This is a genomic window from Stenotrophomonas sp. B1-1, assembly GCF_010894375.1.
Taxonomy (GTDB): Bacteria; Pseudomonadota; Gammaproteobacteria; order Xanthomonadales; family Xanthomonadaceae; genus Stenotrophomonas.
Window position 1 is genome coordinate 180,448 of sequence record NZ_JAAIUZ010000005.1, and the last position, 24,200, is coordinate 204,647.

The window sequence follows — 24,200 nt, forward strand, 5'->3', positions numbered from 1 at the left end:
AGCGCCGGGCCATGCCCGGCGGGCGCAGCGGCATTCAAGGCATCCGCCGGGCCATGCCCGGCGTTACCTCGGCTCTCAGGTCAGATCGACCAGGTTAGCGATCTTCACGTCCGGATTGACGTCGGCCTCGTAGTCCACGCCTTCCACGCCAAACCCGAACAGGCGCAGGAAATCGGCCTTGTAGCCGGCCAGATCACTGATCTCGTACAGGTTCTCGTTGGTCACCTGCGGCCACAGTTCCAGCACCTTGCCCTGCACTTCCGGCGCCATTTCCTTGTAATCGGCACGCAGGCGGCCTTCCTCGTCCACCAGCGCAACCTTGCGCCCCTGGCCATCGACCAGATCGTGGCGCAGGCGGTCGACGGCCACGCCGTCAGCCTTGCCGCCGTACAGGATGTCGTACAGCACATCGAGCTGCTCGATGCAGCCTTCGTGCGTGCCCTGCGCCTTCATCACCTTGAACAGCAGCGACAGGTACAGCGGCATGGTCGGAATGGCCGAGCTGGCCTGGGTCACCACGGCCTTGAGCACCGACACGCGGGCGTCGCCACCGATCCTGGCCAGCGTTTCGCGCAGGCCCAGCACCTTGTTGTCCAGGTCCTTCTTGGCGGCACCAATCGAGCCATTCCAATAGATGGCCTGGGTGATCTCCTCGCCCACGTAGGTGAAGGCGGTGGTGGTGCAGCCATCGGCCAGCACGCCGGCATCGGCCAGCGCGTAGATCCACATCTGCCAGTCTTCGCCGCCCATCACCGCAACGGTGCCGGCAATCTCTTCCGGGGTGGCCGGCTGCAGGGTGGTTTCGGTGATCACTTCCTTGTCGGTGTCCAGGCCACGCAGGGTGATCTGTTCGCCGATCGGCTTCAGCGTGGAGCTGATGATCTCACCGGTCTTGGGGTGCTTGCGGCGCGGCGCGGCCAGGCTGTAGACCACCTGGTCGACCTGGCCCAGGTCGGCCTTGATCATCTCGATGGTCTTGGCCTTCACTTCATCGGAGAAGGCATCGCCGTTGATGCTCTTGGCGTACAGGCCGGCTTCGTCGGCGTACTTGTGGAAGGCGGCCGAGTTGTACCAGCCGGCGGTGCCCGGCTTGGTTTCGCTGCCCGGGCGTTCGAAGAAGATACCGAGGGTGGCCGCGCCGCTGCCGAAGGCGGCGGTGATGCGTGCCGCCAGGCCATAGCCGGTCGATGCGCCGATGACCAGCACGCGCTTGGGGCCGTTCTGGATGGGCGGGCGGGCGCGGATGTAGTCGATCTGCTGCTTGACCGCGGCCTCGCAGCCGGTCGGATGGGTGGTGACGCAGATGAAGCCGCGGACGCGCGGTTTGATGACCATGGATACCTCGGGTTGGCAGATGCGGCGCACGCGGGCGCACGCGAACCGCAGGATCGTAGTGCGCGGGGGACGATTGCACAACCGACGCAGGCGTAGGGTGGGGTTTCTCTTTTGCAGGGCTTGCAGCCCTGCACCTGCCGTGGATCAACATCAACGTCAAAAGCGGGCGAACCGTGGGTTGGCGGGGCGGGTCCGGTTGCGGGGGACGCCGCAAGTACGTCCATGTAGGCTTGGCCGCGGCATCCATGCCGCGGACACCCCCGCAACCGGACCCACCCCGCCTTCGACAGTTTTTCGCGATATGTCGGAACGGCGTTCTGGCTTGGTCGAGACAGGGGTCGGATCCCGTTGCTCCGCAACGGGCTCTGACTCCAGGCGGATCTCGATATCTGACAGATGTGTCGACCAAGGTCGACACCTACCAACAACCTGTCGGAGCAGCGCTCTGCTCTGGTAGGTGTCGACCTTGGTCGACACAGTAGAGCCACGCCATGCGTGGATGATTCGTTCGATATCTGAACGATGTGTCGACCAAGGTCGACACCTACCAACAGCCGCGCGGAACAACAGGCGCCGTTACCAACAGCCGCGTGAACCTGTCAGAGGCGGGGCGGTGTGGGTGGGCAGGACCGCAGGCGCCATGGATGGCGCCTACGAGCCTACAGGGACGTACTTGCGGCGTGTCCTGCCCACCCACACCGCCCCGCCATTCCACGGACACCGAGCTTTTGACGTTGCTTCAGTCGAGCATGGCTCGACTCTACAGAGGTGCAGGGCTGCAAGCCCTGCCCACAAAAAACCCCGCTTGCGCGGGGTTCTCTGTGTGCTGCGTGCCGTAAGGATTACGGGCGACGCTCCAGGGCTTCGATGTCCTTCGCCTTGGGCAGCAGGTCCTGCTTGCTTACGCGCAGGAAACCGATCGTCAGCATCGGCACGGCCACCAGGATCGAGGACAGCACCACGATCACCGCACCGATCATGTGCGTCTCGGCCAGGCCTTCCATCGAGCTACCGCCGTACAGGTACAGCGCCAGCGCCGACAGGAAGAACATCACCGCGGTGATCACCGTACGCGACAGCGTCTGGTTGATCGAACGGTTCAGCACTTCCATCGGCTCCACGCGCAGGCTGCGGAAGTTCTCTCGCACGCGGTCGAACACCACGATGATGTCGTTGATCGCAAAACCCATCACCGACAGCAGGCCGGCCAGCACCGTCAGGTCGAATTCGCGACCCAGCAGCGACACGTAGGCCACGGTGACCAGCAGGTCGAACAGCGCCACGATGCTGGCGGTGACGGCGAACTTCCACTCGAAGCGCACGGCGATGTAGATCAGGAAGCCGGCCAGCATGAAGATGGTGGCGTACAGGCCATTCATCGCCAGGTCCTTGCCGATCTGCGGACCGACAAATTCATTGCGCAGCACGGTGGCCTGGTTGTCGGCCGAAGAGACCGCCTTGACCACGGCGGCCGCGGTGGCCTTGTCTTCAGCCGACGCGCCACCGGTACCCGGGGCGTGCTCGCCGTGCGGGGCCAGGCGGATCAGAAGGTCGGTGTTGCCACCCACGCTCTGCACCTGCGCGCCGTCGAAGCCGTTCTGCTCCAGCTTGGTACGGACGTCCTCGACGTCCACCGCTTTGTCGAAGCGCGCTTCGATCAGGGTGCCGCCGGTGAAGTCCAGTGCGTAGTTGAAGCCCTTCACGCCGATGATGGCGATCGAGGCAATGAACACGGCGATCGTGACGACCATGGCGACATGGCGCCACCGCATGAAGTCGATCTTGGTGTCGTTCGGGAGGATGTGCAGCGGAAACAGTTTCATTGTGCGTGTCGTCCCGTCAGATGGCCACGTTCTGGAGCTTCTTGCGACCGCCGTAGATCAGCGTCGCCAGCGCGCGCGACACGGTGATCGCGGTGAACATGGAGGCGAAAATACCGATGATCATGGTCAGCGCGAAGCCCTTCAGCGGGCCGGTGCCGAAGGCGAACAGGGCCACGCCCACGATCAGGCCGGTCAGGTTGGCGTCCAGGATGGTGCCCGAGGCGCGGTCGTAACCGGTCACGATGGCGGTCTTGCCCGGCACACCGGCACGCAGTTCCTCGCGGATGCGCTCGTTGATCAGCACGTTGGCGTCCACCGACAGGCCCACCGACAGCGCCAGACCGGCGAAGCCCGGCAGGGTCATGGTGGCACCGAACAGCGACATCACCGCCACCACGATCAGCAGGTTGAACAGCATCGCGATGGAGGTGATCAGACCGAACACGCGGTAGTAGATGCTGAAGAACACCAGGGTGAACAGGAAGGCGTAGACCACCGCGGTGATACCGTTCTTCACGTTCTCGGCGCCCAAGCTGGGGCCGACCACGCGCTCTTCCACGAAGTCCATCGGCGCAGCCAGCGAGCCCGACTTCAGCAGCTTGGCCAGATCTTCGGCTTCCTTCTTCTGCAGACCGGTGGTCTGGAAGTTCTTGCCGAACACGCCGTTGATGTTGGCCACCGAGATCACTTCCTCGTTGACCTTGAAGCCACGCACTTCCTGGCCATCGACCACGGTCACCGTCGGCACGCGCTCGGTGTAGACCACGGCCATCGGCTTGTTCACGTTGGCGCTGGTGAAGTCGAACATGCGCTGGCCGCCGACATTGTTCAGCGTCACGCTGACCGCCGGCGAACCACTGGTCGAATCGGTCACCGCCTGCGCGGCCACCATCTGGTCGCCGGTGACGATCACGCGCTTGTTCAGCAGGATCGGGCCGCGGCCATCACGCTGCTGGTAGACCTTGGCTTCCGGCGGAATGCGGCCCGACGCGATGGCATCCTGCGCGTTACCTTCCACCACCGCACGGTATTCCAGGGTGGCAGTGGCACCGATCATGCGCTTGGCTTCGGCGGTGTCCTGCACGCCGGGCAGCTGCACGACCACGCGGTCAGCACCCTGGCGCTGGATGATCGGCTCGGCCACGCCCAGCTGGTTCACGCGGTTGCGCAGGGTGTTGATGTTCTGCTCGATCGCGCCGTTGGCGATCTGCGCGATCTCCGCGTCCGGCACGGTCACGGTGATGCGGTTGCCAGAAACGTCATAGCCCAAGGTCGGCTGCGCGGTGCCCAGCGCCACGCGGGCACGGCTGGCCGCATCGGCGCCAGCCGACGGGCTCAGGTTGGCCACGATGGTGTTGTCAGCGCGGCGTTCCACCGACTGGTAGGCGATGCGCGCATCACGCAGGGTGCTGCGCACGTCTTCGGTGTAGGCATCCAGGCGCTTTTCCAGCGCGGCCTTCTGGTCGACCTGCAGCACGAAGTGCACGCCGCCCTGCAGGTCCAGGCCCAGCACCATCGGGCGACCGCCCAGGTTGGCCAGCCAGTCCGGCACGGTGGAGGCCAGGTTCAGGGCCACGGTGTAGTTCTCGCCCACGCTGTCGCGCAGCGCATCGCTGGCGGCCGACTGCGTCTTCAGGTCCGGCAGGCGGACGATCAGGCTTTCCCCTTCCTTCTCCGCGCCGATCGTGTTGATGCCGGCCTTCTTCAGGTCGGCCAGCACACGGTCGCGCAGCGCATCGTCAACCTGCCCGCCACGGTTGGCGGTGATCTGGATGGCCGGGTCCTTCTGGTAGATGTTGGGCAGCGCGTACAGGGTGCTGAGCGCCAGTACGATCAGGATGACGACGTACTTCCAGCGTGGAAATTCGAGCATTGCTTGGGTCCCGCGCGGCGCCATCCCCGGCGCCGCGGTTGTGCATCGGAAAGGGAGTGGCTTACTTGGCCGAGTTCAGGGTACCGGCCGGCAGCACGTTGCCGACAGCGCCCTTCTGCACGCGGATGCGCACGTTGTCAGCCACTTCGATGGTGATGAAGTTGTCGCCGATGTCGGTGACCACGCCGGCGATGCCGCCGTTGGTCAGCACTTCGTCGCCACGCTTGATCTTTTCCAGCATGGCCTTGTGCTCCTTCTGCCGCTTCATCTGCGGGCGGATCATCAGGAAGTACATGATGGCGATCAGGATGATCGGGAACAGCAGCGTGGTCAGGCCCATGCCCTGCGGTTGGCCGCCGGCGGCCTGGGCGTGGGCGGCGGGAATCAGGAAGGCAAGCAGGTTCATCGTTGGTCCTTTGGTTGGGCGGCGCTCCCGTCCGTTCACGGGCGGGGGTGTCGACCGCGGATCTGGGTCAGCCTTGAAGTATGCCACGGCCCCGGACGTTCGTCCTTGGGCCGTTCGGCAGGGGTACCACGGGGTTACAGCGGGGGCGCCACCGCCCCACGGGCCGCATAGAAGGACTCGCGGAAGGCCTGGAAGGTTCCCGCCTCGATGGCCGCGCGGATGTCGGCCATCAGTTTTTCGTAGTAGAACAGGTTGTGCAGGGTGCCCAGCATGGGCGCCAGCATCTCGTTGCAGCGGTCCAGGTGGCGCAGGTACGAGCGGGTGTAGCCGCCGGTGCAGGCCACGCAGCCGCAGCCCGGCTCGATCGGGTCCATGTCGCGGGCGTACTGCGAATTGCGGATGCGTACGGTGCCGAACGAGGTGAAATAGTGGCCGTTGCGGGCGTTGCGGGTCGGCATCACGCAGTCGAACATGTCCACGCCGCGGGCCACGCCTTCCACCAGGTCTTCCGGCCGGCCCACGCCCATCAGGTAGCGCGGGCGGTCGCTGGGCAGCTCCGGGTCCAGGTGGTCCAGCATGGCATTGCGTTCGTGTTCCGGCTCGCCCACGGCCAGGCCGCCAATGGCGTAGCCGTCGAAGCCGATGGCCTGCAGGGCGTCGGCCGAGCGGCTGCGCAGGTCGGTATGCACCCCACCCTGCACGATGCCGAACAGTGCCGCGTCGTTGCCCAGCTCGTCGTGGGCGTTGCGGCTGCGCTGGGCCCAGCGCAGGCTCAGCTCCATCGAACGGCGCGCCACCTCTTCGGTGGCCGGGTACGGGGTGCACTCGTCGAAGATCATCACCACGTCCGAATCGAGCACCTTCTGGATCTTCATGCTCTCTTCCGGGCCCAGGAACACGCGGGCACCGTCGGTGGGCGAGGCGAAGGTCACGCCCTGCTCGGTGATCTTGCGGCGGTGGGCCAGCGAGAACACCTGGAAGCCACCCGAATCGGTCAGGATCGGGCCGTCCCAGCGGCAGAAGCCGTGCAGGCCGCCGTGGTCGGCGATGATGTCCAGGCCCGGGCGCAGGTACAGGTGGAAGGTGTTGCCGAGGATGATCTCGGCGCCCAGCGCACGCACCTGGTCCGGCAGGATGCCCTTGACCGAGCCGTAGGTTCCCACCGGCATGAAAGCAGGCGTTTCCACCGTGCCACGCGGGAAGGTCAGGCGGCCACGGCGGGCACGGCCGTCACGGGTCTGGAGCTGGAACTGCAGTCGGGACATGGAGCGGTCATTCAGGCAAATAGTTGCCTATTGTCTCCCATCCGGGCGTGCGCACCAAGGTGCGCACCTACCTTGGGTGGTTCGGGGCGTGCGCACCAACGGTGCGCACCCACCACGGATGGATCGTCAGCCCGCCTGCGGGAACAGCAGCATCGCGTCGCCGTAGCTGAAGAAGCGGTAGCGCTGCTCGATCGCGTGCTGGTAGGCCTCGAACACCCGCTCACGGCCGGCGAAGGCCGAAATCATCATCAGCAGCGTGCTTTCGGGCAGGTGGAAGTTGGTCACCATCGCATCGACGCTGCGGATGCGGTAACCCGGGGTGATGAAGATCTGGGTCTCGCCGGCGAACGGCAGCAGCTCGCCGTCACGCATCGCACTTTCCAGCGCGCGCACCACGGTGGTGCCCACGCCGATCACCCGGCCACCGGCCTCGCGCGTGCGCCGCACCTGCTGCACCAGTTCGGCGCCCACGTTCAGCCACTCGCGGTGCATCACGTGGTCCTTCAGGTCATCCACCCGCACCGGCTGGAAGGTACCGGCGCCCACATGCAGGGTCACGTGGCCGAACGCCACGCCCTTGTCCTTCAGTGCGCCCAGCAGGGCCTCATCGAAATGCAGGCCGGCGGTCGGTGCGGCCACGGCGCCCACTTCGCGGGCGAACACAGTCTGGTAGCGCTCGCGGTCATCCTGGCCCGGTTCGCGCTGGATGTACGGCGGCAGCGGCAGCCGGCCGGCATGCAGCAGCCACTGCTCCAGCGATTCGGGCACATGGAACTGCAGCAGGTAGAACTCGCCATCGCGGCCCAGCACTTCGGCCTCGCCGCCGGCGTCCAGGGCAATGCGGCTGCCGGCCTTGGGCGACTTGCTGGCGCCCACCTGGGCCCGCACCTGCTGGCCGCCCAGCAGGCGCTCGATCAGGATCTCCACCCGCCCGCCGCTGGCCTTCTGCCCGAACAGGCGCGCCGGAATCACCCGGGTATCGTTGAACACCAGCAGATCGCCCGGCTGCAGCAGCGACGGCAGGTCGCGCACCTGCACATCGGTGAAGGCGGCGGGCGCCGGCGGCACCACCATCAGGCGGCTGGCCGAACGCTCGGCCAACGGCGCCTGGGCAATCAGTTCGGCCGGCAGGTCGTAATGGAAATCGGACTTCTTCAAGGCGGTGGCGGCATCAGGTCGACAATGGCGCGCATTGTACGTCCAGCATCGGCCAGGCAGCGCGCATCGTGGCGAACGTCGGGCATTATGCTGCTATGCAGCAGGTTTCTGCGGGGTTATCGCGCAAAAAAACAAGTGCTAGCATCGGGAAGGAAGTCCGCTGCACGAGCCTGCCCCAAAGCGCGCGTGATGACGCGCGTTCTGCATTTTCAGGCCCGTGTGAACCATCGTTTCAGGAGATCTGCAATGAGCTTCATCGAACGTCTTGCCCCCCTGCGCACCCAGCCCGGCACCCGCCTGACCACCGGCCTGGACGATGCCACCCTGACCGCCCTGGCCGACCGCCACCCGCAGCTGGTTGCCGCGGTGGACGCCGCCGCAGCGGAATTCGCGCGCGTGCAGGGCGAACTGGGGCCGCTGCTGGCACAGGACGAGCAGGCCCAGATCGAGGCCATGCAGGACGGCTTCGTGAACTTCTATGCAGATGATGCGGTGACCCCGTACGTGGCACTGGCTGCACGCGGCCCGTGGGTGGTCACCCTGAAGGGCGCGGTGCTGTACGACGCTGGCGGCTACGGCATGCTCGGCTTCGGCCACACCCCCGATGCCGTGCTGGAAGCGATGGCGCGGCCGCAGGTGATGGCCAACATCATGACCCCCAGCCTGTCGCAGCAGCGCTTCATTACCGCCCTGCGCGCCGAAGTCGGTCACCGCCGTGGCGGCTGCCCCTATGCCCGTTTCATGTGCCTGAATTCCGGCTCGGAAGCGGTCGGCCTGGCCGCGCGCATCGCCGATGTGAACGCCAAGCTGCAGACCGACCCGGGTGCGCGCCACGCCGGTGCCGCGATCAAGCGGGTGGTCGTCAAGGGCAGCTTCCACGGGCGCACCGACCGCCCGGCGCTGTATTCCGATTCCAGCCGCAAGACCTACCTGCAGCACCTGGCCAGCTACCGCGGCGAGGATTCGGTGATCACCGTAGCGCCCTATGACGAGGCCGCCCTGCGCCAGGTCTTCGACGATGCCGCGCGCAACCAGTGGTTCATCGAAGCGGTGTTCCTGGAGCCGGTGATGGGTGAAGGCGACCCGGGCCGTTCGGTGCCGCCGGCCTTCTATGCCCTGGCCCGCGAACTGACCCGTGCCCACGGCAGCCTGCTGCTGCTCGATTCGATCCAGGCCGGTCTGCGCGCCCATGGCGTGCTGTCGGTGGTCGATTACCCCGGCTTCGAAGGCCTGGACCCGCCGGACATGGAAACCTATTCCAAGGCACTGAACGCGGCCCAGTATCCGCTGTCGGTGCTTGCAGTGACCGAACATGCCGCCCAGCTGTACCGCAAGGGCATCTACGGCAACACCATGACCAGCAACCCGCGGGCGCTGGACGTGGCCTGCGCCACCCTGGCCCAGCTGACCCCGCAGGTACGCGCCAACATCGCCGAACGCGGCGCCGAAGCGGTGCGCAAGCTGGAGCAGCTGAAGAACGAGCTGGGCGGGCTGATCACCAAGGTGCAGGGCACCGGCCTGCTGTTCTCGTGCGAACTGGCCCCGCAGTTCAAGTGCTATGGCGCCCACTCCACCGAGGAATGGCTGCGCCAGCACGGCATCAACGTGATCCACGGCGGCGAGAACTCGCTGCGGTTCACCCCGCACTTCGGCATGGACAGCGACGAGCTGGACCTGCTGGTGGGCATGGTCGGCCGCGCCCTGCGTGAAGGCCCGCGCCGCCAGCAGGCCGCCGCCGCCTGATCTGTAGAGTCGAGCCATGCTCGACTGCGCCGTTGCCGCCAGCCTTGGTAGAGTCGAGCTTGCTCGCCTGGCTTTTGCCGATATCCGGACGAAACGCAGTCGAGCAAGCTCGACTCTACGAAGCACGACGGACAGCGCGCAGTCGGGCACAACCCCGCCCGAGGCCTCATAATCACGACACACCCCGCCCGCAACCGCTGAACCGGTTGCCGGCGGGGCGTTTTCGTTTCCGCATCAAGAGACAGGCACACCATGAAGTCGATCTGCGTCTACTGTGGCTCCAACGCCGGCAGCAAGCCGGCCTATACCGAACGCGCCATCGCGCTGGGCGACCGCATCGCCCGTGACGGCATGCGCCTGGTGTATGGCGGCGGCAACGTCGGCCTGATGGGCACCGTGGCCAATGCGGTGCTGGCCGCCGGCGGCGAAGTGACCGGCGTGATTCCGCGCCAGCTGGCCGACTGGGAAGTGGCCCACCGTGGCCTGACCGAACTGGAAATCGTCGGCTCCATGCACGAGCGCAAGTCGCGCATGTTCGATCTGTCCGACGGCTTCGTCGCCCTGCCCGGCGGCTTCGGCACCATGGAAGAAATCTTCGAAATGCTGACCTGGCGCCAGCTGGGCATCGGCAACAAGCCCTGCGCCTTCCTGGACGTGGACGGCTTCTACGCGCCGCTGATCGGCATGATCGATCGCATGGTCGAAGAGCGCTTCCTGCACCCGGAACAGCGCCAGGACCTGTGGTACGGCTCGGACATCGAGGAAATGCTGGTCTGGATGAAGAACTACCAGCCGGCCCAGGCCTCGAAATGGATCGACGAAAAGCGCCGCGCCGCGCTGCGTTGATGCACCCGCGCGCGGCGGCTCAGGCCACCGCGCGCGTCCACGGCGCCGGGCGCCCCAGCAGGTAGCCCTGGCCGTAGTCGCAGCCCAGCTCCAGCAGGCTCTGCCGCTGCGGCTCGGTCTCAATGCCTTCGCCGATGGTTTCAATGCCCAGCGTGCGCGCCAGCGACAGCACGCCTTCCACCAGCGCGCGCGTGCTCTGCGCTTCCGGCCCGTGCAGGCCGGCAATGAAGCTCTGGTCGATCTTCAGCGTGCTGATCGGGAACCGGTGCAGGTAGGACAGCGCCGAGAAGCCGGTACCGAAATCGTCCAGCTGCACCTGGATGCCGCGCTCGCGCAGGCCCTTCAGCGTGCGCAGCGTATGCGGGCCATCGTCCAGCAACGCCACTTCGGTGATCTCCAGGCGCAGGCGCCGCGGATCGGCATCGCAGGCTTCCAGCAGGCCGAACAGGCGCGCACTGAAATCGGCCGAGCGGAAATGCCGCGGTGACACGTTCACCGACACATAGCCGCGGCCGCCATCGGCCAGGCCGGCGATCACCTGTTCGTAGATCAGCCAGTCAACCTGTTCGATCAGGCCGCTTTCTTCGCCCAGCTCCAGGAATGCACCGGGCAGCAGCAGGCCACGGCGCTCGTGCTGCCAGCGCAGCAACGCCTCATGGCCGACCACTTCGCCATCGGCCAGGCGCACGATGGGCTGGTAGAACGGCACGAAATCGCGGTTGTTGATCGCCCGCCGCAGGTCCGCTTCCAGGTCCAGGCTGCGCATGGCCTGCTCGCGCATGTCCTCGTCGAAGATCGCACAGCGGTCGTGGCCCTGCGCCTTGGCGCGGTACATGGCCGCATCGGCGTCGCGCAGCAGCTCTTCACCGGTGCGGTAGTGGCTGTTCCACAGCGCAATGCCCAGGCTGCCGGACGGGAACAGCTCGCGCCCGGCAATCCAGACCGATTCCTGCAGCGCCAGCAGCAGCCGCTGGCCGAACTCCAGGGCCTGCGAAAGGCCGCTGGGGCATTCCAGCAGCACGGCGAATTCGTCGCCGCCCAGCCGCGCCACCACATCGTTGTCACCGGCCATGGAGACGATGCGCTTGGCCACTTCCACCAGCATGCGGTCGCCCGCAGCGTGGCCGATGCTGTCGTTCACCAGCTTGAAGCGATCCAGGTCCAGGAACAGCACCGCGAACACCGGGCCACCCTCGCGCCGCGCACGCGCCAGCGCGTCCTGCAGGCGGTCCAGCAGGTGCAGGCGGTTGGGCAGGCCGGTCAGGGCATCGTGCATGGCCTGGTGGGTCAGCCGCTGCTCCGCGCGCAGGCGCTCGGCAATCTGGCCCAGCAGTTTGTCGTTCACCTCGGCCAGTTCGCGGGTGCGCTCTTCCACGCGCTTTTCCAGCTCGGCGTGGGCCAGCCGCAGGTTCTGCTGGTCGCGCTGACGGGCCAGCCCGGTGCCGATGTTCTGCGCCACGAAGGTCAGCAGGCGCTGGTCGTGCACGCTGAAGGAGATCTGCGCGCTGTAGCTCTGCACCACGATGGCGCCCACTACTTCGTCATCGCGCAGCAGCGGTACGCCCAGCCAGCACTGCGAACGCGCGCCGTGCTCGCGCACCTCGCCGGCGTCGAGCAGCGCATCGATCTGCGCGCGCGAGGCCAGCAGCGGGCAGCGGTGGCGCACCACGTACTCGGTCAGGCCGTGGCTGAAGGCGCGCGGTGCCCGGCTGGCGTTGTGCTCGTCCACCGAATAGACGAAATCCAGGCCATTGCCGCGGGCGTTGACCAGCGCGATGTAGAAATTGCGCGCATCCAGCAGGCGCCCCACCACCCCGTGCACCTGGCCGTAGAACTGGGCAAGGCTCTCGGCGGACATGGCCAGTTCGGCAATGTTGTACAGCGCGGTCTGCAGCTGCTCGGCGCGGCGGCGCTCGGCCACTTCATCCTGCAGGCTGCGGTTGGCCCGCTGCAGTTCCAGGGTGCGGCGCTCCACCTGCTGTTCCAGCCGCACCTGCGCCTGGCGCCGGTCCATCGCGGTCTGCACGTGCTGGGCGACGAAACCCAGCAGCGCGCGCTCGGCCTCGCCATAGCGCGCACCGGCTTCGTAGCTCTGCACCACGATGGCGCCGCAGACCCGGCCGTCGCGCAGCATCGGCACGCCCAGCCAGTCCTCGCTTTCCGGCCCGCGCTGCGGGTCGTATTCCAGCCCGCCCACCTGCGCCAACAGGACGCGCGAGGGGCCACTGAGCGGCCGCCCATGCTGCAGCAGCGCCACCGTCAGGCTGTGCGGCATGTCATCGGCGGCATAGCCGCGTGCCGGATCGGCTACGAAATCGTCCAGCTGGTCGGCGAAGTACAGGAAGCGGATCTGCCGGCGCACATCGTCGTATTCCACGATGTAGCAGTTCTCGGCATACATCAGCGATCCCAGCACGCCGTGTACGTGGCGCAGCATTTCGCCCATTTCCAGATCGGCACCGGCCAGGTCGGCAATCTGGAACAGCGCCTGCTGCAGGCGCTCGGCCTGTTCCAGCGCGCGGATCTGCCCGGCCTGGCGGCCGCGCTGCAGGGCCAGTTCCATCGACTGCCGCGCCATGTCCCACCACGCCGGTGCGGGATCGGCGCCCTGCACCTGCAAGCGCAACTGCGCGCCGTCGTGGTCCCACTGCTGGCAGCCGGCATCGACCGCGCAGGGCGACGACCACAGCACCGCCCCGGCCCCGCCACCGGCCGGCCAAGCATCCTGGCCGCGGCCCAGCTGCGGGTCGTCCCAGCCCACGCGCACGCTGGCTTCCGCTGGCAGCAGCGCATGCAGCGCGCGCACCAGCGCCGTGCTCAGCACGGCCTCGTGTGGTGATTGCGGCTGCACGCGTTCGGCTTGCATGGACAAAATCACGTTCTCTTGGCACTGCAACGCAGCGCCTCCCCTGAGTCACCGAGCATAGCGCGCCACCGGGGGGGAAATGGAAGCCCAACAACCCCGATTCGCATGGCGGGCCGTTATTGCGTGCACCTTCGAACGCAATGCGCCCTTTGAACGCTGCCCTGCCCCTGCCTGCCACCGGCTATGCGCCACCGCCCGCAGCGCTTACTCTGTGCAGCGTGGACGCCGCCGCCCTGCCAACCGACGAAGCCTTGATGCTGGCCTGGGCCGGTGGCGACCTGCATGCGTTCGAAAGCCTGTATGCGCGGCATCGCAAGCGCCTGTTCGGTTTCCTGCTGCGGCAACTGCGCGACAACGCGCTGGCCGAGGAGATCTTCCAGGACGTCTGGCAGCGGGTGATCAGCGCGCGCGCCGGCTGGCAGCCTGATGCCGCATTCAGCACGTGGCTGTTCCGCATCGCCCACAACCGGCTGAACGATCATTGGCGCGCGGCGCGACACCGGCCCGCCGCACCGGCCGATGCCGACCTGCGCCTGGCTGCACTGGAAGACGGGCACACGCCGGAAGCTGAACTGTCTGAATTCGAGCAGCGCCGGCGCATCCAGCGCGCGATGGAAGACCTGCCGCCGGAACAGCGCGAAGTGCTGCAACTGCGGCTGGAACAGGAACTGAGCCTGGAGGAGATCGGCCAGATCACCGGCGTTGGCCGGGAGACTGTGAAATCGCGGCTGCGCTATGCGATGGACAAGCTGCGTGCGGGACTGAACGCATGAACCGAGACGATCCACTGACCCCGGAAGAACGCGCACTGGCCGGCCTGCTGGGGCGCCGCAGCGAACAGGCGCCGCCGGCATCGCTGGACGCGACCATCCTGGCCGCCGCACGCGCCGCGGTGCAGGATACGGCGCCCCCTGCACAGGGCGCGGCCGCAACGCCGCGGCCGGTTGATCGGGCCCGGCGTACGCGCAAGGGTGGGCGCTGGCCGGCGGTGTTCGGCATCGCCGCCTCGACCGTGCTGGCCGTGGGCATCGCCTGGCAGATGCGGCCGGAACCCCCTGCGCCACCGCCGATGGAAGCCACTGCGCCGGCCCAGGCCGAACATGCAGCCGCAGACGCCGCAGCAGCTGCGCCCGCAGCCGAGCCTGCGGTGGTCGGCCGCGCCGCCGAACCGGCGACCCTGCCGCCCCCGCCACCGGCCCAGGCCGCGCCTGCACCGCAGAGGGCGCAGCGCGCGCCCCCGCCGGCAGCACCCGAACCGCAACCGGCGGCCGCAGCGGTGGCCAAAAATGTTGTTGCGCCACCGGCACCGCCAGCACCTCCGGCACCGCCCGCGCCCGTCGCGTACGCCGCGCCCGCGCCTGCAACGGAAGCCGTCGCAGCGGACAGCGCCGACATGGCCACAGAAGCAGCACCGGCAGCCGCCGCACGCCAACAGCAGCGCGAAGCACCGGCCGCCTTCAAGGCCAGCCCGGCGCCGGCCAGTGCGCCCGCCGCCCGCGCGCCCGGGGTGATGCTGCGCCGCTCCAGCGATGCCGGGCTGAGCGCACAGGACGTACACGCCGAAGTACTGGCCGATGCGAAACTGCCGCGCCGGCAGTGGCTGCAGAAGATCCGCGAGCGCCGCGATGCCGGCCAGCGCGACCTGGCCCGCATCAGCCTGGAGCGCTACCTGCAGCAGTACCCGGAATCGCGCCTGCCCAAGGACCTGCGCCCGCTGCTGGACGACTGAGGCAAGCAGGCAGCAACGCCGTAGAATGCGTGCAATGCCCGATACCCTCGCCCAGCCCGTCAGCCATACGCTGGAGATCAAGCACAGCCGTTTCACCGCCCATGCCGCGCCCATCGACGGTGCCGCGGCGGCGTTGGCGTTCCTGCAGCAGGTCGCCGTGGCCGACGCCACCCACAACTGCTGGGCCTACCGGCACGGCCAGGATTACCGGTCCAGCGATGATGGCGAGCCCGCCGGCACAGCCGGTCGGCCGATCCTGGCCGCCATTGATGGCCAGGGCTTTGATCGGGTGGTGGTGGTGGTCACGCGCTGGTACGGCGGCATCAAACTGGGCGCCGGCGGCCTGGTACGCGCCTATGGCGGTACTGCCGCAGAATGCCTGCGCACCGCGCCACGCCAGCCCCTGGTGGAACTGGCACGGCTGCAACTGGCCGCCGCTTTCGAGGATCTGGGCGCCCTGCACGCTGCCCTGCCCGCGCACGGGGCCGAAAAACGCGATGAACAGTTCGACAGCCACGGTGTGCGGCTGCGGGTGGAATTGCCCGCAGAGCAGGTGGAAGCATTGAAAACGCGCCTGCGCGACGCCACCCGTGATCGTATCCGCATCTACAACGACGACCTGCATGACTGACAAGGACGACGCCACCGCCTCGACCCCGCCGCTGCGCCGCCTGGGCAGCCTGCGCACGCTGTGGCCCTTCGTGCGTCGCCACCGCGGCCTGTTCAGTGCCTGGCTGGTGGCGCTGGCCATCTCCTCGGCGGCCACGCTCAGCCTGCCGCCGGCGGTCAAGCAGATGATCGACCATGGCTTCAGCAGCGGCGGCCAGATCAACCGCGCCTTCGCCCTGTTGATGCTGGTGGCCGTGGTGATGGCTTTGGCCACCGCCGCCCGCTTCTACTTCGTATCGCTGCTGGGCGAAAAAGTGGTGGCCGACCTGCGCAGCAAGCTGTACGCACACCTGATCCAGCTGGGCGCCGGTTTCCACGACCGCAGCCGCAGCGGCGAACTGGTCTCGCGGCTGACCGCCGACAGCGAGCTGCTGCGCAGCGTGGTCGGCTCCACCATGTCCGTCGCCCTGCGCAGCAGCGTGACCGTGGTCGGCAGCCTGGGCATGCTGTTCGTCACCAGCCCACGGCTGGCCGCATGGTCACTGCTGGGCATTCCGCTGGCGGTGCTGCCGATCATCATCGGCGCACGCAAGCTGCGCACGGTGGCGCGCAACAGCCAGGACCGCATTGCCGATGCCAACAGCCTGGCCAGCGAAACCCTGGGCGCGGTGCGCACTGTGCAGGCGCATGCACGCGAGCCATACGAACGCGGCCGCTTCGACCACGCCCTGGCCGATGCCATCGGTGCCGCGCGCCGGCGCATCGGTGCGCAGTCGCTGGTCACCGCCAGCGCCATCCTGCTGATCTTCGGTGCCATCGTCGGTGTGCTGTGGCTCGGCGCCCACGACGTCATCGCCGGCCGCCTCAGCGCCGGCACCCTGGGCCAGTTCGTGCTGTATGCCCTGATCGGTGGCGGTTCGGTTGGCGCACTGGCCGAAGTGTGGAATGAACTGCAGCGCGCCGCCGGTGGCATGGGCCGCATCGGCGAGCTGCTGCAGGAAGACATCGAAATCCGCGCGCCCGCGCAGCCGCGTGCGTTGCCGCAGCCGCTGCGCGGCGAGATCCAGTTCGACGATGTGGTGTTCCACTACCCGCAGCGGCCTGACCAGGCCGCACTGGACCACTTCAGCCTGCACGTGCGCCCCGGCGAAACCGTGGCCCTGGTCGGCCCCTCCGGCGCCGGCAAGAGTACGGTGCTGTCGATGCTGCTGCGCTTCCACGATCCCGAACAGGGCCGCGTCTGCGTGGACGGCATCGACGTGCGCGAAACCGACCCGGCCGCGCTGCGCGCGCAGTTGGCACTGGTGCCGCAGCAGCCCACGCTGTTCGCCGCCAGCGCACGCGACAACATCCGTTACGGCCGCCTGCAGGCCAGCGATGCCGAGGTGGAAGACGCCGCCCGCGCCGCCGAAGCCGATGCCTTCCTGCGCGCCCTGCCGCAGGGTTACGACAGCGAACTGGGCGAGCGCGGTGCCCGCCTTTCCGGCGGCCAGCAGCAGCGCGTGGCCATTGCCCGTGTGTTATTGAAGGACGCACCGATCCTGCTGCTGGACGAAGCCACCAGCGCGCTGGATGCGCAGAGCGAACATGGCGTGCAGCAGGCACTGGAACGCCTGATGGCCGGGCGGACCACGCTGGTGATCGCACATCGCCTGGCCACCGTGCTCAAGGCCGATCGCATCGTGGTGATGGACCACGGCCGCATCGTGGCCGAAGGCACCCATGCGCAACTGCTGGCCGAAGGCGGCCTGTACGCTGAACTGGCGCGCCTGCAGTTCATCGATTGATGACGCCCCGCTAACGCGGGGCAGCCCACGCTGGAATCGCAGCGAACCGGCTGCATGCAGGAGCTGGGCGATGTCGTTCCGTCAGTTTCCCGCCGTGGACAGCCACGGCGAAACCCATGTCATCATCGAATTCAAGTCCGACGCCGATGGCAGCGGGCATGCGTCCGAGGCCACCCCGCGCTACGAACTGGACGATGGCCGGCACTTGGTGCGCAACGGCCGCGAATTCACCACCACCGGTGGCGAACTGCACCTGACGATCTGATCGGCCCGCCCGGCATGGCCCGATCACCGGTAGGTGTCGACCTCAACGGTAGGTGTCGACCTCAACGGTAGGTGTCGACCTTGGTCGACACAGGGCCTCGGTCGAGCAGGCTCGATGCTACAAAAAGGTGTGGCCAATTTTTCACCAACCGTCTTGACAGCATTGCCTGCCAAGGGCTGCGCGCGGTTATCCACACCTTTACGCAGAAACCATCCACATCCCCTGTGGATGAATGCGACTAGTCCAGCACCCGGCCGATGCCACTGGCATCGACGTCCGCCGCCGCCAGGGCGATGGCAGCGGCATCACTGCCGGCCACGAAGCCGATGCGGAAGTGCACTTCGCCGGCCGGCGTGCGCGAGGAATGGATCGACGCCAGGCTGATGCCATGCTGCTCGAACACGTTCAGCAGTTCTCGCAGCGAGCCGGGGCGATCTTCCGGCAGGTGCACCGACAGCGCGTTGCGCTCGGTCAGGTCGGCCAGCAGGTAACCCACCCGCTCGAAGGTGTAGTTGCCCGCCGCCAGCGCGGGCTCGCCGAAGGCCGCGTGGTTGGCCGCTAGCGACTGCTCGCGGAACGCATCGCGCGCCGCATCGTCGCCCTGCCCCACCTGCACCTGCAGGCGCTGCAGATGACCGACCAGCTTTTCCAGCATCGGCGCCACATACGGGTTGCCGAACTGGATGTCCTCGTAGATGGACGGGTTCAACGACAGGATGCGCGAAATGATCGCCGTGTCCAGTTCGAAGGACGCCGAGCGGTACGGCATCATCGCGGCCAGGTCACCCAACTGCGGCTGGTACTCGCGCAGCACGCCGGCCTGGGCCAGATGGGTGGCATGCACCATCGCCTGCACCAGCGCCATCATCTGGTCGTGGTGCTGCGGCGTGGCGCGCACGCATTCGGCCTGCAGGGCGCTGCACAGCGCATCCACCCACGGCTGCCACTGCTGCAGCCGCGCCTCGCAGACCACCATCACCCGGCCTTTCAGCGTGGGCGCCTTCGGCGGCGCGGTCATCGGGTGCAGCCCGACCACCTCGGCCTGCGAGGCCAGCATGGCCTGTACCGGTGCTTCCTTCACCGAGGTCACGTCCAGCCACAGCCGCCCAGCCTCGCGCCCGCCCGACTGTTCCACGTAGCGGGCAATCAGCGCCGGCGTATGCCGGATCGGTGCGGAGAACACCAGCACATCGGCCTGTGCCAGCAACTGCTCCGGCGAATGTGAGCTGGGGTCGGCCGGGTCATGGCCGATCACCTGCAGCTGCATGTGCCGCTGGAAGAAACGGCTGAGCCAGCGCCCGTAGGCGCCGGCGCTGCCAACGATGCCGACCGTGCGCGGCGTGCGTGCCTGCGAAGCGGTCATGCCAGCCGTTCGGCCTGGAAGCGGGCGCCGTCGGCCAGCGCGGCCGGGGCCGCTGCGATCACATCGAATTCCTCGAAGCCCTGCGCCAGCGTCGCTTCCAACGCCGCATGGGTGCCGGCCACGGCACGCGAGATCGCCTGCTGCATCGATTCCCCACGCAGCAGGAACGACACGACCAGGGCCATCAGCACATCGCCGGTGCCGGCCACATCCACCGGCAGCAGCGGCGAGGTCCAGCGCCAGGTTTCCTCGCGGCCCACGGCCAGGGTGACCAGTTCGCCCGGGTTGCCGCCAACGCTGTGCGCGATCACCCAGTGCGGGCCGCGATCAAGCAGCGTGCGCGCGGCGGCAATGGCATCGGCCTCGGCCAGCGCGGGCATGCCGGTCAAGCGATTCAGCTCGAAGGCATTGGGCGTGACCAGCCACGCGTGCGGCAGCAGCCGTTCGGCAAAGATGGCTTCCAGCCCCGGCTCCACGTAGGGACCGGTATGGGTATCGCCGATCACCGGGTCCAGGCAGTAGCGCAACTGCGGGCAGGCCGGCAGCAGGGTATCCAGCCAGTCGGCAAACGCCGCGCCATTGGCGGCGCTGCCGAAATAGCCTGAGACCAGCATCTTCGCCCGCTGCGGCAGGCCACGTTCGGCGGCACCTTGCAGCAGGTCGGCGAACCAGTCGGCGGGCAGCACGCGGCCGCGGGTGGTGTCGTAGAAGGGCGCGTTGCTGAGCAGAACGGTCGGCACTTCGGCAACGCGCAGGCCCAGCGCGCGCATCGGCGGCACCGCGGCGCTGTTGCCTGCGTGGCCGTAGACCAGTTGCGACTGGACCGAAATGACGTCGATCGGCGAGGGCCCGTCGGGCCGCTGGCGACGACCGTGGAGCAAGTGGTTTTCGAGGGATTCGCTCATCCCCGCATTCTACGCCCAAGGGAGTTTTCGGCAGGGCTTGCAGCCCTGCACCCCTGTAGAGTCGAGCCATGCTCGACTGAAGCAACGGCAACGGCAACATTGCGTGGGATGGCGGGTCGGTGTGGGTGGGCAGGACACGCCGTGAATCCATCCATGGAGGCTCGTAGGCGCCTTGCTCGCGCGCGCAATCCTGCGCGCCCGGCAAGACCGGGGTTGGGCGTCCTGCCCAACCCGCCCGAGGCATGCCTCGGGCCCATGGCGCCTGCGGTCCTGCCCACCCACACCGCCCCACCTCTGACAGTCCCCCGCAGCTGTTGGTAGGTGTCGACCTTGGTCGACACAGTAGATCCACGCCATGCGTGGATGAAATCTGTCAAATATCGACATTCAAAATGGGGTCGGAGCCCGTTACGCAGCAACGGGATCCGACCCCGTGTGGTTCCAACAGATCGCGGCAATCTGTCGAAGGCGGGGCGGTGTCGGATTGCGGGGTGTCAGCGGCATGGATGCCGCTGCCAAGCCTACAAGGGTGAGGGCGCTTTGCTTGCGAAGCACTGCTTCGCAAGCGCCCGAACGCACAGCCGCCAGCGGCTGGGCCGGGCCCCGGAGGGGGACTTGCGGCGTCCCCGCAATCCGACACCGCCCCGCCTACCCACCGGAAACCCGCTTTTGACGTTGACGTTGCTTCAGTCGAGCATGGCTCGACTCTACAGCAGGTGCAGGGCTGCAAGCCCTGCAGACCAACACCCCCCTCAGTGTGCAGCCGGCCGCGACGGTGGCAGCCAGGCCGCGACGATGCCCAGCAGCGGCAGGAACGCGGTCAACTGGTAGACGAACTCAATGCTGGTCTTGTCCGCCAGCAGGCCCAGCACCGCTGCACCCAGCCCGCCCATGCCGAAGGCAAAACCGAAGAACAACCCCGACACCATGCCGATCCGGTGCGGCATCATTTCCTGCGCGTAGACCACGATGGCCGAGAACGCCGACGACAGCACGAAACCGATCAGCACCGCCAGCACCGTGGTCCACAGCAGATCGGCATGCGGCAACGCCAACGCGAACGGCGCCACGCCCAGGATCGAGGCCCAGATGATCGGCTTGCGGCCAATGCGGTCACCCAGTGGCCCGCCCAGGAAGCCACCAGCCGCCGATGCCACCAGGAACGCGAACAGATGCAGCTGCGCCTGCGCCACCGGAATGCCGAAGTGGTGGATCAGATAGAAGGTGAAGTAGCTGCCGATGCTGGCCATGTAGAAGTACTTGCTGAAGATCAGCACCAGCAGGATGGCCATCACCCGCGCCACCGTGCGCCGGGGATGACGCGGGGCGACCGTGCCCTGCCCGGCCGGCCGCGGCGTACCCAGGTGCAGCGCGTACCAGCGGCTGACATAGGTCAGCAGGGCAATGCCGACCAGCGCCGCGCCGGCAAACCACGATGCGGCGTGCTGGCCGTACGGCACGATCACCGCCGCGGCGATCAGCGGGCCCAGCGCGGTGCCGAAATTGCCGCCCACCTGGAACACCGATTGCGCGAAGCCATGGCGGCCACCCGAAGCCAGGCGCGCGATGCGTGAGGCTTCCGGGTGGAAGATGGCCGAGCCGACGCCCACCAGCGCCGCGGCCAGCAGCACCATCGCGTAGTTCGGTGCGAAACCCAGCAGCAGCATGCCGCACAGGGTCGAGGCCATGCCGATCGGCAGCGAATACGGCGCCGGCTTGCGGTCGGTGGCAAGGCCCACCAGCGGCTGGAAGATCGACGCGGTCAGCTGGTAGGTGAGCGTGATCAGGCCGATCTGGGTGAAGCTGAGATTGAAACCGCCCTTGATGACCGGATAGATGGCCAGGATCAGCGACTGCATCATGTCGTTGACCACATGGGAGGTGGAAATCGCCGCCAGCACGCCCGGGGACGTGCTGCGGGTGCGTGGAACCGGGGAAGCCAAGCTGGACATGGTGCGCAGTCAGGATGGGGGCGAGCCACGCATGCTACGGTGCCCGTCCCTTCCCTTCCGCCGCGTTCTGGTCATGCCATATCGCAAAAAGGACACGCCCTGCGCGATCCGGGAGTCCGCGCCCTGGAACGAGGTTCCCGGCCACCGGCCGGTGACCTGCCGGGTGAAGGACTACCCCGCCGGCACCCGGGTGTCGCCGCACCGGCATCGCCGCCACCAGCTGGTGTATGCCATGTCGGGCCTGATGGTGGTGCGCTCGGAAGTAGGCCGCTGGGTGGTGCCGTCCACCCGCGCGATCTGGATGCCGGCCGGCATGGCGCACGGGGTGGACTGCATTGCCGATGTGCACATGCGCAGCCTGTACATCGATCCCGCCTTCGCCCCGGAGCTGGCCACCGAACCGTTCGCGGTGCAGGTGGCGCCACTGCTGCGCGAACTGCTGCACGCGGCCAGCCAGATCCAGGGCGAGCACGAAGACGACAGCCGCGACGGCCGCGTGGTGCGCCTGCTGCTGGACGAGCTGCATCGCATGGATGTGCTGCCGCTGCACCTGCCAACGCCGGCCGATCCGCGCCTGCAGCGCATCTGCCAGCACATCCAGAAGCACCCCGGTGACGAGGCCACGCTGCAGGACTGGGCGCAGGCCCTGGCGGTGGACGTGAAAACCATCCAACGCCATTTCGCCAGCGAGCTGGGCATGACCTTCGGCCAATGGCGGCAGCAGGCACGGCTGCTGGCGGCGATGGAACGCCTGGCCGTGGGCGAAAAGGTGATCGATGTGGCGCTGGCCATGGGCTATGACAGCCCCAGTGCGTTCACCAGCATGTTCAAGCGGCAGCTGGGGCAGACGCCGGCGGCGTTTTTCCGTTGATTCCTCGAACCACATCCACGCATGGCGTGGATCTACCAGAGAACAGTCCCCCTGGTAGCGCCGGGCCATGCCCGGCGGAATGCGTGCGATGTCCACAAACAGAAACGCCGGGCATGGCCCGGCGTTACCGTTCACCGTCTGCGGTGAAACCTCAGGACGTCATCCGGTCCCAGAAGCCCTTTACACCGTCCATGAAGGTGGCCGACTTCGGCGAGTGCTTGCGTGCGTCCTCACCGTTGAAGGTCGCCTCGAACTGCTCCAGCAGCTTGCGCTGGTCAGCGGTCAGGTTCACCGGGGTTTCCACCACTACGCGGCAGTACAGGTCGCCTTCGCTGCGGCTGCGCACCGAACGCACGCCCTTGCCGCGCAGGCGGAACAGCTTGCCGGTCTGGGTTTCGGCCGGAATGCGGATTTCCGCTTCGCCGCCCAGGGTAGCCACGCGCACGGTATCGCCCAGCGCGGCCTGCGAAATGCGGATCGGCACTTCGCAGTGCAGGTCGTCACCGTCGCGCTGGAAGATCGCATGCTCGCGCACGCGCACTTCCACGTACAGATCGCCCGGCGGCGTACCGGCCGGACCGGCCTCACCTTCGCCGGACAGGCGGATACGGTCGCCGGTGTCGACACCGGCCGGCACCTTCACCGACAGCACCTTGTCTTCTTCCACCCGGCCGTTGCCGTGGCAGGTCTTGCAGGGCTTGGCGATGATCTGGCCACGGCCGTTGCAGTTGTGGCAGGCCTGCTGCATGGCGAAGATGCCGCGCTGGATGCGCACCTGGCCACGGCCATGGCAGACGTTGCAGGTCTCGACCTTGCCGTCTTCCGAACCACTGCCATCGCAGTCACCGCATTCGGCCAGGGTCGGAATCTCGATGCGGCGCTCAACGCCACGCACCGCTTCTTCCAGGTCCAGCTCCATCACGTAGCCGATGTCGGCACCGCGACGGGCCTGGCGCGGGCCCGCGCCGCCGCCACCGAAAATATTGCCGAAGATATCGCCGAAGATATCGTTCATGTCCGGGCCGCCCGGACCACCGCCACCGCCCATGCCGTGCTCGAACGCGGCGTGGCCGTGGGCATCGTACATGCGGCGTTTGTTGCCGTCGGACAGCGTTTCGTAGGCTTCCTTGCACTCCTTGAAGGAGGCTTCGGCCGCCGCATCACCCGGGTTGCGGTCCGGATGGAATTTCATCGCGCAACGACGGTAGGCCTTCTTCAGCTCTTCGTCGGTGGCGGTGCGGGCAACGCCCAGCACTTCGTAGTAATCGCGCTTGCTCATAGGGTGAATCAGCTTCCGGAAAGTCGGGATTCGTCAAAGCGGAAGAGCGGAACCAGGTCCGCTCTTGCGTCGGGCGCCCCGACACGCCGGGTGGCGGTCAGGACCCTGATGCGACAACGGGACGC

Annotated in this window: 19 protein-coding genes; 8 read left to right on the plus strand and 11 right to left on the minus strand. The window is 67.5% G+C overall.

Going from position 1 to position 24,200, the window contains the following annotated elements:
* Positions 1–75 precede the first annotated feature (75 nt).
* The 6 genes from fabV to queA all read right to left on the minus strand — a co-directional run bounded on the left by fabV (position 76) and on the right by queA (position 7,860).
* Positions 76–1,335, minus strand: a complete 1,260-nt coding sequence (fabV, locus tag G4G00_RS04040; RefSeq protein WP_164271423.1) for an enoyl-ACP reductase FabV — start codon at positions 1,333–1,335, stop codon at positions 76–78.
* A gap of 842 nt (positions 1,336–2,177) precedes the next feature.
* On the minus strand, positions 2,178–3,158 hold the full coding sequence (gene secF / locus G4G00_RS04045) for a protein translocase subunit SecF (protein ID WP_108749354.1): 981 nt from the start codon (positions 3,156–3,158) through the stop codon (positions 2,178–2,180).
* A 16-nt stretch (positions 3,159–3,174) separates the two neighbouring features.
* Positions 3,175–5,031: a protein translocase subunit SecD gene (gene secD / locus G4G00_RS04050; RefSeq protein ID WP_108752836.1), complete on the minus strand. Its 1,857-nt coding sequence runs from the start codon at positions 5,029–5,031 to the stop codon at positions 3,175–3,177.
* 61 nt (positions 5,032–5,092) lie between these two features.
* Positions 5,093–5,437, minus strand: coding sequence for a preprotein translocase subunit YajC (gene yajC, locus G4G00_RS04055; protein WP_108749352.1), 345 nt, complete (start codon positions 5,435–5,437; stop codon positions 5,093–5,095).
* Between the two features lie 134 nt (positions 5,438–5,571).
* A complete protein-coding gene (tgt, locus tag G4G00_RS04060) occupies positions 5,572–6,702 on the minus strand; it encodes a tRNA guanosine(34) transglycosylase Tgt (protein ID WP_108755962.1) in 1,131 nt (376 codons plus the stop codon).
* Positions 6,703–6,828: 126 nt separating this feature from the next.
* Complete coding sequence (queA, locus tag G4G00_RS04065; RefSeq protein WP_164271426.1) at positions 6,829–7,860, minus strand: tRNA preQ1(34) S-adenosylmethionine ribosyltransferase-isomerase QueA; 1,032 nt, start codon at positions 7,858–7,860, stop codon at positions 6,829–6,831.
* A 246-nt stretch (positions 7,861–8,106) separates the two neighbouring features.
* Between queA and G4G00_RS04070 the strand changes: the two genes are divergently transcribed.
* Positions 8,107–9,603, plus strand: coding sequence for an aminotransferase class III-fold pyridoxal phosphate-dependent enzyme (locus tag G4G00_RS04070; RefSeq protein ID WP_108755960.1), 1,497 nt, complete (start codon positions 8,107–8,109; stop codon positions 9,601–9,603).
* A 252-nt stretch (positions 9,604–9,855) separates the two neighbouring features.
* Positions 9,856–10,449 carry a TIGR00730 family Rossman fold protein gene (locus G4G00_RS04075; protein ID WP_108749348.1) on the plus strand — a complete coding sequence of 198 codons (594 nt, stop codon included), beginning with the start codon at positions 9,856–9,858 and terminating at the stop codon, positions 10,447–10,449.
* Positions 10,450–10,468: 19 nt separating this feature from the next.
* Here G4G00_RS04075 and G4G00_RS04080 read toward each other — a convergent pair whose 3' ends face one another.
* Positions 10,469–13,315 carry an EAL domain-containing protein gene (locus G4G00_RS04080; protein WP_108752832.1) on the minus strand — a complete coding sequence of 949 codons (2,847 nt, stop codon included), beginning with the start codon at positions 13,313–13,315 and terminating at the stop codon, positions 10,469–10,471.
* Positions 13,316–13,569: 254 nt separating this feature from the next.
* On the opposite strand from G4G00_RS04080, the gene G4G00_RS04085 reads away from it, so the two are divergent.
* The 5 genes from G4G00_RS04085 to G4G00_RS04105 all read left to right on the plus strand — a co-directional run bounded on the left by G4G00_RS04085 (position 13,570) and on the right by G4G00_RS04105 (position 17,705).
* Positions 13,570–14,088 (plus strand): RNA polymerase sigma factor, encoded by a 519-nt coding sequence (locus G4G00_RS04085; RefSeq protein WP_234412775.1) that lies wholly within the window; start codon positions 13,570–13,572, stop codon positions 14,086–14,088.
* The gene (locus tag G4G00_RS04090; RefSeq protein WP_164271429.1) at positions 14,085–15,044 is read left to right on the plus strand and encodes a hypothetical protein; all 960 of its coding nucleotides are present in this window, start codon (positions 14,085–14,087) and stop codon (positions 15,042–15,044) included. The genes G4G00_RS04085 and G4G00_RS04090 overlap by 4 nt, the downstream gene beginning before the upstream one ends.
* A gap of 34 nt (positions 15,045–15,078) precedes the next feature.
* Entirely contained in the window at positions 15,079–15,675 is a 597-nt protein-coding gene (locus G4G00_RS04095; RefSeq protein ID WP_108752829.1) for a YigZ family protein, read from the plus strand.
* The gene (locus G4G00_RS04100; RefSeq protein WP_164271432.1) at positions 15,668–17,440 is read left to right on the plus strand and encodes an ABC transporter transmembrane domain-containing protein; all 1,773 of its coding nucleotides are present in this window, start codon (positions 15,668–15,670) and stop codon (positions 17,438–17,440) included. Before G4G00_RS04095 ends, G4G00_RS04100 begins: the two co-directional genes overlap by 8 nt.
* 70 nt (positions 17,441–17,510) lie before the next feature.
* Entirely contained in the window at positions 17,511–17,705 is a 195-nt protein-coding gene (locus G4G00_RS04105) for a hypothetical protein (protein ID WP_108752827.1), read from the plus strand.
* A 238-nt stretch (positions 17,706–17,943) separates the two neighbouring features.
* On the opposite strand, the gene G4G00_RS04110 is transcribed toward G4G00_RS04105, so the two are convergent.
* From G4G00_RS04110 to G4G00_RS04120, 3 genes are all read right to left on the minus strand, one after another.
* Complete coding sequence (locus G4G00_RS04110) at positions 17,944–19,068, minus strand: prephenate dehydrogenase (protein WP_164271435.1); 1,125 nt, start codon at positions 19,066–19,068, stop codon at positions 17,944–17,946.
* Complete coding sequence (gene pdxY / locus G4G00_RS04115; protein WP_164271438.1) at positions 19,065–19,973, minus strand: pyridoxal kinase; 909 nt, start codon at positions 19,971–19,973, stop codon at positions 19,065–19,067. The genes G4G00_RS04110 and pdxY overlap by 4 nt, the downstream gene beginning before the upstream one ends.
* 752 nt (positions 19,974–20,725) lie before the next feature.
* On the minus strand, positions 20,726–21,925 hold the full coding sequence (locus G4G00_RS04120; RefSeq protein WP_164271441.1) for an MFS transporter: 1,200 nt from the start codon (positions 21,923–21,925) through the stop codon (positions 20,726–20,728).
* A 73-nt stretch (positions 21,926–21,998) separates the two neighbouring features.
* Between G4G00_RS04120 and G4G00_RS04125 the strand changes: the two genes are divergently transcribed.
* Positions 21,999–22,796 carry a helix-turn-helix transcriptional regulator gene (locus G4G00_RS04125; protein WP_164271444.1) on the plus strand — a complete coding sequence of 266 codons (798 nt, stop codon included), beginning with the start codon at positions 21,999–22,001 and terminating at the stop codon, positions 22,794–22,796.
* Positions 22,797–22,947: 151 nt separating this feature from the next.
* Here G4G00_RS04125 and dnaJ read toward each other — a convergent pair whose 3' ends face one another.
* Positions 22,948–24,075, minus strand: a complete 1,128-nt coding sequence (dnaJ, locus tag G4G00_RS04130; protein ID WP_108749336.1) for a molecular chaperone DnaJ — start codon at positions 24,073–24,075, stop codon at positions 22,948–22,950.
* Positions 24,076–24,200: the final 125 nt, after the last annotated feature.